Genomic DNA, 14,682 nt, shown 5'->3' on the forward strand with positions numbered 1-14,682 from the left:
ATTTTCAAGAATCTTGCCAAAACGCTAAAAGCATGTATAACACGTCAAACTTTTATATACGACAAGTGTATACAGGTTTGACACAAGATAAGGAATTGCAACCTTTACAAAAAGAAGTTTTGGATACAATTGATAAAAATATTGGGAAGATGAATGATACACAACTTCTTACCTATCAAAAGAAATTAGAAAAAGAGAAAACAAAACCAAAAGAAAAACAAAAAGAAGTGAAATGTAATTTGTTTTCAGCACCAACTACAAAAAAACCTTATGTAGATTATAATTTTCTGGATGCATTATTTAAAGTGATGATTCAGAATGATTATCGTACTTTGCCTACGCAATCTAGTCAATCAATCATGAAAAATGTATTCCAAAATTGGAAGTCTTTTTTTGCTAGTTTAAAAGATCATAAAAAGAATCCAAATAAATATACTGGAAGACCTAGAATTCCAAAATATATTTGTTCTTCTGAAAAAGAGATTCTGTATACAAATCAAGATTGTGTCATTAAAAATGATAAGTTTTTAAAGTTTCCAAAGACAAAATTGCAATTAAACATTGGAAAATTAGGGTTTACTGAAGGTAAATTGAAGCAAGTTCGTGTCATTCCAAAATACAATGAGTATGTAGTGGAATTGGTGGTAGATGTTCCTTCAGAACAACAATCGGTTGAAGAGAATGGGCGTTATATGAGTATTGATTTAGGTATTGATAATCTTGCAACCATCGTAACAAACACAGGTATGAAGCCTGTACTTGTTAAGGGCAAACATATCAAAAGTATAAATCAATATTACAATAAAATGAAGAGCCATTTTACAAGTGTTCTCAGGAAAGGTAAACAAACAAAGGAAGGATCTTTTACTTCTAAAAGAATAGAAAAACTTCACCAAAAGCGTTACCTAAAAATAAAGGACATCTTCCATAAAGCTAGTCATCATATTGTAAAACTAGCTCAAGAAGAGGAAGTTTGCAAAATCGTTATTGGTCAAAATAAAAGTTGGAAACAAGAAACGAATATGGGAAAGAGAAATAACCAAATATTTTGTCATATCCCGCACAGTTTATAGATTCAAATGATTACATACAAAGCGAGTGCGGTAGGTATTCAAGTTGTTGTAACCGAGGAATCTTACACATCAAAAGCAAGTTTTCTAGATTATGACTTCATTCCAACGTATGGAACAAATGACCAAAATGCAACTTTTTCAGGGAAACGAATGAAGCGTGGTATGTACCGTTCTGCAAAAGGAATCGGAATCAATGCAGATGTAAACGCTGCGGCTAATATTTTACGAAAAGTAGTCCCGAATGCATGGACAAACGGGATAGAGGGGTTAGGCGTGAAACAACTCGCTAATGTGTTAACTCCACTGACGTTAATCGTCCGTTAGGTCGAAACGTTAGAAACCCCCACTTCAAGCTTTGCTAAGTGGGGGAGTATTCATTTGTCCGAAAATACAAGTCATATATCTTGTTTCTTTTCATAAATTTAAACATAGGAATTTGTCTACAAAGGTGGCGAAGCCTCATCATGAAGATTCGAATCTGTGCCACATTCATTTTGTTTCTATTATTGTGTTTAAATCCTTTTTTTACTTTTGCAAAAGGAGAGGAGGCAAAAGAAAGGGTCGTTTCACTTGTATATGATGATTCAGGCAGCATGAGAAATAACGATCGCTGGAAGTATGCCAATTATGCTTTGCAAAGTTTAGTTTCCTTATTAGATGAAAAAGATAAATTTTCATATGTTCCAATGAGTCGTCCAACAGAGGCGCTAAATATTGCGCTAACAAATGAAAAAAGGCAAACAGAAATCAATCAAATCGGGGCATGGAAAAACTATTTAAATACGCCGTTTAGCGCTGTGGAAACAGCGATGCAATCTATTAAAAAGGAAGCGGACATAAATGGAAAACGTGAATTTTGGCTTATTGTATTAACTGACGGGGCATTTAACGAATTAGAAAAAGAAAAGAATGGTGGAAAAGAACAAATTACGCAGAAACTAGAACAATTTAAAAAAGAAATGGAAGCGAAAAAAATATCATTGCATCCAGTTTTAATAACAATGGAGGAAAATTTAGGACAGCAAGAGCAGCTACAGATGAATACATTTAAAGAAATTTGGAAGCAAGAAATAAATGGGATCGTCATGCCATCGAGTGGAGAGGATGGAGTCATTCAAAGTGTAAATCAAGCTGCAGCCTTAGTTGCGAATCGAGATCCATTTTCTTCTGTTGAATCTATTGTGAAAACGAATATAGCAGGCAACAAAGTAGAGATTACCACACCATTTCCGTTAAAACGAATGACGCTCGTCCAACAATCTTCTACTGCATCGCAATATCGAATAGAACAACTTTCTAAACCATTAACGTTACAATCTTCTTTTTCTATTCATGCACCAGGAGAGTCTAATTTATATGGTGGTATTACACATATCAGCGCTACAAACCAGGAGATAATTAAGCCTGGAACGTATACGGTAGAGCTGGATAGAGATATTGGAAAAGAAGGATTAAAAGTACTTGTTGAACCAGTACTTGATTATAGTGTTTCTATTTATAATAAGGAAGACAAAGGTAAAAAAAATATTGAGAAAATGTACGAGGGAACGACTGCGATTATTGAAGCGAAACCTACTGAATTACCAATTCAATCTTCCTATTTCCAAGCAGAAATAGAATTGGGTGGAAAGTTGTATCCAATGAAATGGGATGATAAAAGAAACGTATTCTACTACGAAACACAAGTTGGAAAACAACCAGTACGTGGAAAAGTTCATATGAATATAAAAGGATTTTATAGGCAAACAAAAGAATTCCGAATTGAATCGTTACCCAAACTAAAGTTATCTTTACAAACCATCACAAAAGACTATGAAGAAAAGGTGACGAATTTAGACAATAGTAAACCGTTTGTCCTGCAGCCACTATTGAATGGTGAACCGATGAAAGAAGCAGAGGTAAAAAGACTGCTGCAATCTACTGGTGTCACATCTCATCAATCGATCAACTATGAATTACAGCAACATGGTAACCAAATTTATGTTTATCCTCGTCCTTACTACTCCGACACATTTAATTTTACAGATACCGGCACCATAGAAGCTACCATCAGTATAAACGATTCAAAGTTACAAGAAGTAAAGGAAACGATTTCGCTTCATATTCAAAACACACCATTTTGGGAACGTTATGCGCTAATTTTTAAATTTGTAATTCCAGTAACTTTACTACTTCTATTAGTGGGAATTCTTATTTTAGGGTGGATTGTCCGGCCAAGATTTCATCGAAAAGCAATGCTGTATTACGAATGGGATCAAGAGGTGGCGAAAGATTGGCTTTACCAATCTGAACCAGAACTCTTAAGAAACAAATGGTGGAAACATTATTTTGGTATTCCATTTCGTGCAGAACGAAAGACGGTGCAATCCGTAACATTTATAGCGAAAAAAGGATCAAAATCTATATTTGTAGCAAAGGAATCACAAGTGATCGGTATGATTATTGACGGTATGTTTCTAACAGAGGAAGAGGTTGGAAGTGAGCATAAGACGTTATATCCGAACGAAATTTTATTGATTGATCGAGGGTATGGCAAAGAAATCTACCGATATGAATGTGAATGATAAGGAAGTTCAAAAAGTCCGGTAAAGATAGCTGTCGCATTTCTTCGTTACGTCGCCAGTCCGGTACTCATGTAGTGTCAGCTACACTCCGTATCCTCCTGGCTTCCGTGCCTCGAACTGCTTGGCTCTCTTTATCCTCCTTTTTGAACACAAATTGTTAGAGGAAGTTCAAAAAGTCCGATAAAGATAGTTGTCGCACTTCTTCGCCTGCGTCGCCAAGTATGGTACGCATGTAGTATTGGCTACACTCCGTATCCTCCTGGCTTCCGTGCCTCGAACTGTTCGGCTCTCTTTAGCTTCTTTTTGAACACGCACGAATAGGAAGGTGGTTCACATGACATTACAAGTTCCAACAATTTTAATTGGTTTAGGTGGAATCGGAAGTACTGTTACCCATCAAATATATGAAAAGTTGCCAAAGGAACGACGCAAAAAGGTAGCGATGCATGTATTTGATACAGATGTGAATACGCTAAGTAAGTTTGAACATATTCGTAAGTTCAAGACACAAACCAGTTCTAGTAAAACGCCTCGAGAATATATTGCGGAAGATCCAACGATTCCAGAATGGTTTCCGATGGATCCTACTATTTTAGATAAGCCGTTAACAGAAGGAGCTGGCCAACTTCGTGTGATTTCACGCCTTGCTTTACGAGCAGCGATGAAAGAGGATAAATTAACTGCTTTTTGGCAAGAAATCGAAAAGATTTTTCCTGTCACGAGTGATCAAACAGAGTATGGTGTTCGTGTTATTATCGTTACATCATTAGCTGGTGGCACTGGTTCGGGTATGTTCTTACAAATTGCGTTGTACCTACGTGAAATGCTTCGCAAGAAATTGCAACATCATAACATTTTAATTCGCGGTGCTTTTTTAATGCCAGATGCACTTGTTAAGACGCGTACCATTAGTGCGAAAGAATTTGAAACTGTTCAGGCAAATGGTTATGCGTCATTAAAGGAGCTACATGCGATTACACTTGGCTCTACAGGCGAATTATCAAAGCGTGGCGGTGTCACAATTGAATTAGAGTATCGCCCGGATCAAGTGGATGAAGACGGAAGAACGAATCATACAATTAAACCACACCATTTACCCTATAATTACTGTTTTTTATATGATTATGAAAATTTACATGGTCATCATTTACACAATCTAACGGATTACATGGAACAAATGACAAATACGATTTATTTACAGTTATTTAGTCCGATGTCTATAAGTCATTTTGCACAAGAGGATAATCAAATTCAGCAGTTGGCGGAATCGAACGGAAAAGCACGCTACTGCGGTGCTGGAACTGCAAAGCTTATTTATCCATATGAGCATGTTTTAAAATATTGTGCCTTAAAGTGGGCCGTGCAAGGATTAGATGAATCATGGCTTCATTTAGATCAATTGTTTCAAGAGAAAAAGCAGCGCTATGAACAAGACGTTCGCCGCGGTATGCAACGTGAGAAGCCAGAGCGTGGGAAGAGTTATTTAGAAGATTTAGAGCATCTTGCTACTCGTCCGGAGCAAGCGCATATTTTCTATAGACAAATGTATAATGAAACACGTGAAGGTGCAGAGGACGGGAAGGTTGGCATTGCGAAATCAAAGTTGTTTTTAGAAGCGGTCGAAAGTTACGTACAGCGTACAGTACAAAAAGATGAAGAGTTAAACAGGTTACAGCATGAATGCAAAATATCTGCTGTGAAGCTTAAAATGATGGAGCAAATGAAGGGGGAAGTAGCAAGAGTTGATCACGCTGTCAGGTTGTATGCATATGCGATACCGAGCCGTGTGCATGAGCATGTGACGACACTTTTATATGACATGATAGAATCAGATCGCTATACACCTAGTGGATCAGAGGGGCAGTCATATCAACTAAATACATGGTTTTTAAAGAAAACAGAAGCTGTTCATCCAGTGGCTGCTCGTTTTATGCTGTATGAGATTCGAAAGCAATTAGTAGAGAAAATGAATCGATTACATGAGAACAATGAACAGAAGCGGAATCTCATTCAAAACTATGATAAGAAATTTAATGTAAGTAATATTGATGGTACAGTAACAGCTGTGCGACGTGTTGAACTTGCACAGCAACAAGGTTGGTTTGGTAAAATGTTTTATAATCAGCAGCGTATGTTCCGAAAAGAATTTGAAGATATCGTGACGCAATACGTGCATAAGTTAAATGAATATCGCAAAGAGATGTTACTGGAACTCGTTTATCAATCACTATATCAGGCAGTAAATAAAATGATTCAACATTGGGAAAGATTCTTTGACAATTTACAAGAAACACGTGAAAATTTGCTGTTTGAAATTCAAAAACGCAGCAAAGAATTTGAAGGGAAAACAAATCCGACGAATGTATATGTGTTAGCAGATGAAAAACTACAAGAAAAAATATGGCAAGATATGCAGCAACATTTAAATTTAGGTGTGCTTCCAAAGGATATATCAGCAGAGATTTATATGAGCTTGTATGCGGAATATTGCCGCGATGCACAAGCAGAAGAAAGTCAATCGAAGAAGGTAGAGGATTTTTATCGGGAGCATATTTTAACGTATTGTTATAACGAGCTCCAAGTCCGATATCGTGACAAATTAGAACTCAATATTATTGAAGCATTGCGAAAAGAAGCTGATTTTAAAAAGCGTGATCGTAATGAATATGTGAGAGAAAAAATTGAAGATCTCTTCCATTTAGCAAGTCCATTTATTCCGAAAGTAGCTCATCATAGAGAGTTACAGTATTGGGGAGTACACCCATCACTAAAACAAGAATTACAAGAAGAACTTCTGCAAGAAATGTTTCAAGAAAAGGATACAGTGAATGAAGCATTTTCACCATTTGAAGTCATTTGTTACCGTGCTCATTATGGATTGTCACTGCAAGATTTTCCGAAGCTTTCATCTGGGCATATCGCAAATGGATGTATGAATGACAAAGGGGATTATTTTCAGTCTTATTATCGCCGTGTAAATAAATTAAATATCAAAAAATCGAATTTGACACCGCATTTAGATAAATATTGGCACTTACCAGCTTTTATGCCGGACTTAAATGCAACTCAGACGAAGTTAGATTATGATAAATGTAATCGTGCTCTTCTTTATGCATATATGTACCGATGGATTAGTCTTGTCGCTGTTGATGGTCAGTTTGTCTATCAATATAACGGTGTAGGACGCAGCTTTTTAATTCAGTCCATGGGGAAAAATATTTCAAGTGAAAGTTATAAGTTACATCGGGCATTGCTTCATAATCCGTTTATTTATGAAAATATTTTGTCACGTTTTGAAGAAGAACAGGAAAAAGCAATGCTTCAAGGTGGACATTTGTATACACAGGCCTTTGTATTAGGGGCTCAGGACGTAAGATGGCTTAGAAAAGAGCACGTTCATAATATTTTAGACATTATTTTAATGTACGATCGGGAGGCAAAATACGATCCAACGTTAGAAGAAACATCAGACGAATTGTTGCGATTACTTCTTGATGAAATCGAGTTGTATTTCCAAAATTATTATGGAACAGGTGCAGATATGGTTGCAAAGAAAGAGAAAGAGATGTTTGTAAAACAACTATGGGACCGTTCGCATGCGAAAGGATATGTTGATCCAAATAGTGCGCCTTATAAAAAATGGCAGCACTTATTACATGTTCAAGATGAAGAACAAGATACAAAAACGAATGTGTAGGGGAAAGATAGGGAACCCTTAAGTATGGAAATACTATTTTTGAAAAGAGGGGTTCCAGGTGCCATTTTTAGGAAGTGTGTATCAAATATTTGGATTATATCCGGAGATTTACCATGCAATGATTGCAATGGAAATGCAGGAAGAAGAAGTACGTAATGAGCAGGTAGAAAAGAGCAATACGGAAATGGAAGATTAAAAAACCATGCAGATGAAAATCTGCATGGTTTTTCTTAATGATTCGTTTTTAATAATAAAAAGTAAATTTGTGATTTGAAATTTATATTATGAAAATAATAGAGGTAAGGTAAGATGAAATGGTTATTGTTTTTATTCCACAAAAATAATTCCGGCTATTGAATAGTTGAGTGCACATATATTCTATAGGAGAAAATGAATGAAATATTAATATTAGAAAAATAAATCAACTGATACAACTGGGAATAATTGAAATTTGATGACTTGATTTTACGAAATAATACTTTATGTTACATAATTATCCACTTGAAAACAAGTGATCTTATTATTGACAATTGAATTAATTATATGATAAATTCAAATCTCTTTCTTAATGATGCATCATGTGAAAGAATACCCAATATGTAAGTTTTATTTATAATTATAATTTTCTGTATTTTTAAAAATATGTAGTTTAGAGATAAATGAAATTTATCGCTATTGAAAAATAATAATTGTAAATGTATTTTATTATGTGAAATTATGGGGATTTTTAGCATGATAAGCCCTTTAAAAAGGAATAGAGGGTGTGCATAATAAGGGATTATATTGAAAACGGGGTTTCTACTAATGAGTCTACTAATGAAAAAAGAAATGAATGAAGAAAAGAAAAAAGTATTGAACCAAACGTTAGGAGCATTCGATTTAACTCTTTTAGGGATTGGAGCAATTATTGGGACTGGTATTTTTGTATTAACAGGTATTGTGGCAGCTAAACATGCTGGACCTGCAATTGTACTATCTTTTGTATTGGCTGCAATTGTTTGTGCGTGTGTAGCATTTTGCTATGCTGAATTTTCCTCTACTGTTCCAGTATCCGGTAGTGTATATTCTTATACGTATATCACATTAGGAGAAATTTTTGCTTTTATAGTCGGTTGGTGTGTAATGTTAGAGTATTTATTAGCAACATCTGCAGTAGCGGCTGGGTGGTCTGCTTACTTCCAATCACTACTTCTAGGATTTCATATTAAAATCCCTGCTCTTTTTGCCTCCGCACCGGGTATGGGGAAAGGTGGAATCATTGATCTACCAGCAGTTTTTATTATTTTAATTGTTACATTTTTATTGAGTCGTGGTACGAAAGAGAGTGCTCGTATTAACAACATAATGGTCATTATTAAACTTGCTGTTATTTTAGGGTTTATTATTGTAGGTGGACAGTATGTAAAACCAGATAATTGGCAGCCATTTCTTCCATTTGGATTTCACGGCGTTATTGGAGGAGCGGCTACTGTATTTTTTGCCTTTTTAGGTTTTGATGCAGTTGCTACAGCTGCTGAAGAAGTTAAGCGCCCGCAACGTAATGTTCCAATTGGTCTTCTTGTATCGTTATGTATTTGTACAATTCTGTATATTGGTGTTTCATTTGTTTTAACTGGAATGATACCATTTACTGAACTGAATGTAGCTGACCCAGTTGCATATGCACTACGTGTTGTTGGAGAGGATAAAATTGCTGGTTTGCTATCAGTAGGAGCGATTGCCGGTTTAACTACAGTTCTGTTAGTAGCGATGTTTGCTTTTGTACGAGTATCTTATTCTATGAGTCGTGATGGATTACTTCCAAAGAAGCTTTCAAGTGTGCATAAACGTTTTCAAACGCCGTTCTTTAATACGTGGATTGCAGGGGGGATTGCTGCAATTTTAGCAGGGTTTGTAGATCTAAACCTATTAGCGAATTTAGTGAACATGGGAACGATAACAGCTTTTATATTTGTATCTATTTCGGTAATTGTACTGCGAAAAACAAAGCCGAATATTGCAAGGCCATTCCGTGCACCATTGGTTCCCTTTTTACCTATAGTGTCAATAATAAGTTGTATGTATTTAGCTTTTAATCTTTCCCAAGTAACTTTAATTAGCTTTGGTGTTTGGATAATGGTAGGTATTTTGATTTATTTTGTATATGCTAGAAAACATAGTAATGTAAGAAAACAACTCATGAAATGAAATCGTAGGCAAGATAAGGATTTGAAATAATAGCTGTAGGATGGAAGGATAACTTGTTTACAAGCAATTCTTTATCGTCTACAGCTATTTTTATGTGTAAATATATAAATACAGGTTGAAAATTCAACCTAAAACCCTTTCTTTTTAAGTGGACGAGAGCATCTGGCCATGCATAGAAGCGGTCAGGAACATGCAAGGGGAGAAAGCGAGTGCAGGTCATGTTTTATTCTGCTCATCATACTTATAAAGTGACTAGGAAAATTACATACACGTTGCCAATGAGGGGATTCCATATTAATTTATGGTAAATTCTCGAAACTAACAATTGTTTATTGACATTCAAAATGTAAAGCCCTATACTTTTGTTAGTGATTTAAATGATAATGATTTTCAATATTGATTGCGTTGCATTTAATGGAAAATTGTTGATGTATAGAAATGAGGGGTTAGCATGAGGTGGAAAGTACATACCTTTTTACTAATTATGTTATTAGGTTTCATAAGTTTTCCATTCCGTGGGTTTGCTGCAACAGCGGCAGATGATTTAGGAAAAGCAAATAAATCAGTTATACAAGCGCTTCAGCTTGTACAAGAAGGGGATATAAATGGAGCTTCCAAACAATATGAAGCTTTTAGGTCCACATGGCTTTCCATTGAGGAGGGAATCAAAAAACAATCTTCACAAGCGTATCGCGATATTGAAGATGCAATGGGGCAGGTGCAATTTGCGTTTGCTCAACAGCCAGCAAATAAAGAAAAAGTAGAGACAGCACTTCAAAAATTAAAGAACGTAGATGATAAATTTATTACCGGTAAATTCTCTGCTACATCTACTCAAAAAGACGAGGGAAATACAAAAAAAGCGGATATAGCCAGCTTGATTGCTCTTTTAGATGATTCGCTTTCCAAAATCGACAATCATGATATTGAAGGAGCGAAAAAGGATATTGAGACATTCCGCTCCTCATGGTTGGATGTAGAAGGCGTAGTGTTGACGCAGTCCTCAAAAATATATGGAGATGCTGAACGTGACATGGTTACTTCGTATGCGATGCTTTCTTCAGATTCTCCTGATATAACAGGGGCTAAAAAAACAATCAAAGAAATGCGGAATTACTTAGCGCCGCTTGTTGAGAAAACGAGCTATAACATGTTAGATGCGACTACTATTCTGTTACGAGAAGGATTAGAAGGGTTATTGGTCGTTGTAGCGTTGCTCGGTTTCTTGAAAAAGGCTGGTCATGAAGAAAAGAGCAAATGGATTTGGATTGGTGTTGGAGCAGGGCTTGGCGTAAGTATCATTCTTGGTGTGATTGTGAATATGCTCTTCTCCGCAGGGGCATTTGGGAATAATAACTTTCTCATTGCTGGATGGACGGGGATATTTGCTGCGGTGATGCTCATGTACATGAGTTATTGGCTTCATAGTAAATCCAGTATTGCAGAGTGGCAACGGTATATTCGTACCCAAAGTACAAAAGCATTGGATACGGGAAGTTTGTGGTCATTAGCGATCTTGTCATTCCTTGCGGTATTTCGTGAGGGAACAGAAACCGTATTATTTTTCATTGGTATGGCATCTTCTATTAAGATATCGAGCCTGCTAATAGGCATTGCGATTGGAATCTTTGTACTTATCATCCTATCGTATTTAATTTTAAAGGTAGGCTTGAAAATTCCGATGCGTCCATTTTTCTTAGTTTCAAGTATTCTTATGTTTTACTTGTGTTTTAAATTCACAGGAATGGGTATTCATGGCTTGCAACTTGCTGGATTATTGCCAGCTACGCACCTTTCAATCCCAACTATAGACTTTTTTGCGATTTATCCATCATGGGAAAGTACAATCCCACAAGTAATTCTTCTTGTTGTCGCAGTAATACTTACAATATGGAATAAGAAAAAAGATACAAAATTAGAACAACAACAAAAACAGGCATAATAGGAGGAAACAATATGAAATCTCGTAAACTAATTTTTCCAGTTATAGTAGCAACTTCCCTAGCGTTGGGTGCTTGCGGAACGGCAGGAGAAAAGAAAGCTGAAAATACGAAAACTACGGAGCAGGCGTCTGAGAAAAAAACAGTCTCCATTGCTGATGGGGCAACTAGCATGAAACAAACAGTGAGCGATTTGAAAGCTCGATTACAGGCAAATAATGCTGCTAAAGTTAAAGTAAAAGACGATGCAGAACAATTAGAGAAAACATGGCAAACGTTTGAAGATACAGTAAAAGAAAAGAATGCTGAGTTATATGAAAAATTAGAAACACCGCTTCATACAATCGAAGCAGGTGCAAAGGCTGAACCGCTTGACGTACAAACCTTAAATAAAGCAGCAGAAGATTTAGATACTGTGTTAACCGAAGTAGGGAAATTAAAATAAGAGTAAAAAAGAAAGCATCTTATCGAATAAGGTGCTTTCTTTTTTGGCTTAATAATATACAAAAATAAATTCTATAAACTAATTTGTTTCTGCTGCCAAGATGATTCCTATCGTTATTTATTTAATCTAATAAGTCATTTTCTAATGCTTTGTTTTTATAATTCAAAACTCTTATGAACTTATTTTTCTTCATACCATGGATTTAAATGAATGAGTACCTCATATACTCCTGAATCCTGTTTCATAATCGTTGTTTTTATTTCTCTACAAATATCGTGTCCTTGCTGGATACTTAAATGTGCAGGGACACTAATCCTAACATCAACTAAAATATAGTGACCGTGGTCGCGAGCTCGTATTCTATCAATTCTTTTCACAAATGGATGTGCTACTTTTGCAAAGAAATTATGTGATGCATCATATATTGGGTTAAAATTAAATAAAAGTGCATATGAGAAATTGAAGGTGAGGAGCTTTGGATTTAGTTCAAAAATTAACCCGTATTTATGGCTTAGGGCTTTGCTGTGGGTTGTGGAGTAAAGCTGAAGTAATTCAATGGTGTGATAAATTGATTGAAGCAAGTGATAGTCCGCCATATGAAATAATTGAGATATCCTTAATGTCTAAAGCAAAGATAGATGATATTGAAGGGAAGTTATTTGAGTTTAGTAGCACAGTTGATGAAGAATACACTGTTAAATTAACTCTTTCCGTCATTTATGAAAAACTAAAAGAAAATGAACTGACGATTGAAGAATCAATTAAATGCACCACCAGACTTTTAGTTAACAGGGGGTTGCATTGGGAAGCTGAATATTTTGATTTATATAGTCTGGATGATAGCTATGACTTAGCTAAAGATGGTGTTCATTTTGATTTAAGCGAAGTTATTAATACATATATTGAAACGTTAGGCATTTACACTAAGTATTTTAGGGGATTTGAAAAGTTGTATTTTAAAGTAATGAAAAATGAGTGGGTTAGATAAAAAGAATTGAAGAAAAATTATTTAGTAATAAGAAGGCTTGTCCGTAATCATATTAACAAAGTGAGGTGAAAATTAATAATGCTCATAAAATGTATATATATTGTGTATGAGTATCATTGCTTTTTCGATGATAGGAATTGATAAACGTAAAGCAGTGAAAAAGCAATGGTGTACTCCAGAGAGTACATTGTTTTTAGTGTCGGTGGCTGGAGGAGCGATAGGGGCGTGGATTGGAATGTATGTTTTTCACCATAAAATTCATAAAAATAAGTTTAAAATTGGTGTACCGATTCTTGTTGTTATGACCTCATATGCTTTATGGGTGATTTAGGTCTATTTGCTTAATTAGGCGCTATATTCTTTAGCTAGAGTTAATGTTACGAATTAGGTTTCTATGTATACATCAATTAAAAAAACGACATAAAACCCCTCTTTTTAGATGGGAGAGAGCATCTGGCCATGTACATAGAAGCGGTCAGGGCTTTTTTCTGCCACATACGAAGTAAAGACAGAAAGAACAAACGAGTGTAGGTTACTTTTTATTCTGCACTGCAGGGAGTTAGATGTCGAAAAATGAAAATGGATTTATATATGTCTAAAAGGAATTTAGCTGTTCTCTATTAGATTTTGAAGTACATATTATTATGAATAAGTAAGGCTTTTGAAAATATGATTACATTGTCGAAAAGGATAGGTAGAGAATATTTGTAAAGATTTACAGATGCATCTTATAATGAAGAGAAAAAGAGAAGAGGAGAAAAGAGAAGATGGAGAGTCAAAAAGCACTGCAAAGAAAAGGAATTTTATATGCGGCCGGTGCTTATATGATGTGGGGGATTCTTCCAATTTATTGGAAATTAGTGGAAGGAGTTCCGGCTGAAGAAATATTAGCACATCGCATTGTCTGGGCTTTTGTTTTTATGTTACTGATTTTGGGGGTATCGAAGCGATTTAGTCAATTTTTTGGTGAGCTTGTGAGTCTTTTTAAACGTCCTAAATTATTCATTTCGTTAACAATTGCTTCGATTTTGATTAGTGGGAACTGGTTTGTGTACATATGGGCTGTAAATCATAATCATATCATTGAAGCGAGCCTTGGTTATTATATTAATCCTCTTGTGAGTATTTTACTTGGTACCATTGTATTGAAAGAAAAACTAAACTTTTGGCAATATATTGCAGTTGGTTTAGCTGGAGTAGGGGTTATTATTTTAACGTTACGATATGGATCGATTCCATGGATCGCCCTCTCACTTGCTTTTACATTTGGATTATATGGATTAACGAAAAAATTACTGAATTATGATGCGATGATTGGTCTTACGATGGAAACAATGATTGTTACACCATTTGCAGTTCTTTATTTGTTTATGGTAGGGGAGCATGGCTTTGGTTCGTTTGGTTCGTTTGGTTCTATTTCGACTACCTCAACATTACTGTTACTGGGAGCTGGGGTTGTGACAGCATTACCGCTTCTTTATTTTGCTAAGGGAACACAACTTATTCCGCTGTATATGATAGGATTCTTGCAATATATTGCACCAACTATTAGTCTTATTTTAGGTGTTTTTGTGTTCCATGAGCATTTTACATCTGCTCATATTATGGCATTTTTCTTTATTTGGATTGCGTTATTTGTATTTTCGATAGCAAAAACAAAATTTCTATTAAAAAAGCAACCGAAGTTTCTTAAAAATAAATCAGCAAAAGTATCATAAATGCGTAGTATTTTCTACGCATTTTTCTTTATACTTATAATATAGAATTTCCATTACAGTTAAGTAGGGA

9 protein-coding genes and 2 pseudogenes are annotated in these 14,682 nt (G+C 35.4%); 10 read left to right on the forward strand and 1 reads right to left on the reverse strand.

Features of this window, described 5'->3' with window-relative positions; all coding sequences use genetic code 11:
* From COO03_RS12345 to COO03_RS12375, 7 genes and pseudogenes are all read left to right on the forward strand, one after another.
* A pseudogene (locus tag COO03_RS12345) lies at window positions 1-1,397 on the forward strand (RNA-guided endonuclease InsQ/TnpB family protein); the annotation flags it as partial.
* 140 nt (window positions 1,398-1,537) lie between these two features.
* Window positions 1,538-3,637 (forward strand): vWA domain-containing protein, encoded by a 2,100-nt coding sequence (locus COO03_RS12350; RefSeq protein ID WP_097897476.1) that lies wholly within the window; start codon window positions 1,538-1,540, stop codon window positions 3,635-3,637.
* A 334-nt stretch (window positions 3,638-3,971) separates the two neighbouring features.
* Window positions 3,972-7,334, forward strand: coding sequence for a tubulin-like doman-containing protein (locus tag COO03_RS12355; protein WP_097897477.1), 3,363 nt, complete (start codon window positions 3,972-3,974; stop codon window positions 7,332-7,334).
* Window positions 7,335-7,392: 58 nt separating this feature from the next.
* Window positions 7,393-7,530 (forward strand): phosphonate ABC transporter permease, encoded by a 138-nt coding sequence (locus COO03_RS12360; RefSeq protein ID WP_097897478.1) that lies wholly within the window; start codon window positions 7,393-7,395, stop codon window positions 7,528-7,530.
* 608 nt (window positions 7,531-8,138) lie between these two features.
* Entirely contained in the window at window positions 8,139-9,521 is a 1,383-nt protein-coding gene (locus tag COO03_RS12365; protein WP_097897479.1) for an amino acid permease, read from the forward strand.
* A gap of 451 nt (window positions 9,522-9,972) precedes the next feature.
* A complete protein-coding gene (locus COO03_RS12370) occupies window positions 9,973-11,463 on the forward strand; it encodes an FTR1 family iron permease (protein WP_097897480.1) in 1,491 nt (496 codons plus the stop codon).
* A 14-nt stretch (window positions 11,464-11,477) separates the two neighbouring features.
* Window positions 11,478-11,906 (forward strand): hypothetical protein, encoded by a 429-nt coding sequence (locus COO03_RS12375; RefSeq protein WP_097897481.1) that lies wholly within the window; start codon window positions 11,478-11,480, stop codon window positions 11,904-11,906.
* Between the two features lie 179 nt (window positions 11,907-12,085).
* Here COO03_RS12375 and COO03_RS12380 read toward each other — a convergent pair.
* A pseudogene (locus COO03_RS12380) lies at window positions 12,086-12,295 on the reverse strand (cation transporter dimerization domain-containing protein); the annotation flags it as partial.
* A gap of 86 nt (window positions 12,296-12,381) precedes the next feature.
* Between COO03_RS12380 and COO03_RS12385 the strand changes: the two are divergent.
* From COO03_RS12385 to rarD, 3 genes are all read left to right on the forward strand, one after another.
* The gene (locus tag COO03_RS12385; RefSeq protein ID WP_097897482.1) at window positions 12,382-12,894 is read left to right on the forward strand and encodes a protein kinase; all 513 of its coding nucleotides are present in this window, start codon (window positions 12,382-12,384) and stop codon (window positions 12,892-12,894) included.
* A gap of 106 nt (window positions 12,895-13,000) precedes the next feature.
* The gene (locus COO03_RS12390; protein ID WP_097897502.1) at window positions 13,001-13,225 is read left to right on the forward strand and encodes a DUF1294 domain-containing protein; all 225 of its coding nucleotides are present in this window, start codon (window positions 13,001-13,003) and stop codon (window positions 13,223-13,225) included.
* A 436-nt stretch (window positions 13,226-13,661) separates the two neighbouring features.
* Complete coding sequence (rarD, locus tag COO03_RS12395) at window positions 13,662-14,612, forward strand: EamA family transporter RarD (RefSeq protein WP_097897483.1); 951 nt, start codon at window positions 13,662-13,664, stop codon at window positions 14,610-14,612.
* Window positions 14,613-14,682 lie beyond the last annotated feature (70 nt).

Source organism: Bacillus sp. AFS098217 (assembly GCF_002551815.1).
Lineage (GTDB): Bacteria > Bacillota > Bacilli > Bacillales > Bacillaceae_G > Bacillus_A.

Coding starts and splice junctions, on each gene's coding strand:
- COO03_RS12350 (WP_097897476.1), top strand. CDS start 1,538: ATGAAGATTCGAATCTGTGCCACATTCATTTTGTTTCTATTATTGTGT.
- COO03_RS12355 (WP_097897477.1), top strand. CDS start 3,972: ATGACATTACAAGTTCCAACAATTTTAATTGGTTTAGGTGGAATCGGA.
- COO03_RS12365 (WP_097897479.1), top strand. CDS start 8,139: ATGAGTCTACTAATGAAAAAAGAAATGAATGAAGAAAAGAAAAAAGTA.
- COO03_RS12370 (WP_097897480.1), top strand. CDS start 9,973: ATGAGGTGGAAAGTACATACCTTTTTACTAATTATGTTATTAGGTTTC.
- COO03_RS12375 (WP_097897481.1), top strand. CDS start 11,478: ATGAAATCTCGTAAACTAATTTTTCCAGTTATAGTAGCAACTTCCCTA.
- COO03_RS12390 (WP_097897502.1), top strand. CDS start 13,001: ATGAGTATCATTGCTTTTTCGATGATAGGAATTGATAAACGTAAAGCA.
- rarD (WP_097897483.1), top strand. CDS start 13,662: ATGGAGAGTCAAAAAGCACTGCAAAGAAAAGGAATTTTATATGCGGCC.